General features: G+C 61.8%; 1 protein-coding gene. It reads right to left on the reverse strand.

Annotated elements, in window-relative coordinates; genetic code table 11:
• Nucleotides 1-100 precede the first annotated feature (100 nt).
• On the reverse strand, nucleotides 101-220 hold the full coding sequence (locus SB717_RS40140) for an NAD(P)(+) transhydrogenase (Re/Si-specific) subunit beta (RefSeq protein ID WP_410908973.1): 120 nt from the start codon (nucleotides 218-220) through the stop codon (nucleotides 101-103).
• Nucleotides 221-228 lie beyond the last annotated feature (8 nt).

Genomic DNA, 228 nt, shown 5'->3' on the forward strand with positions numbered 1-228 from the left:
CTCATAGCGGCACTGAGGGTGTCGACAGCTCGTGGGCTGACATTGGCCTCGGTGGCGGGCGTTGATCAGCGGACAACGCCGGAACTGCGACTGTGAAGGATTACAGCGCTTTGAGTTCCTCGATGACCAGCCCGACGGACTTTTTGGCGTCCCCGAAGAGCATCGAGGTGCCCGGTGCGGTGAACAGCGGGTTGTCGATACCGGCATACCCTGAGGCCATACCGCGCT

It is taken from the genome of Priestia sp. SIMBA_032, assembly GCF_046535215.1.
GTDB classification, from domain to species: Bacteria; Bacillota; Bacilli; order Bacillales; family Bacillaceae_H; genus Priestia; species Priestia aryabhattai.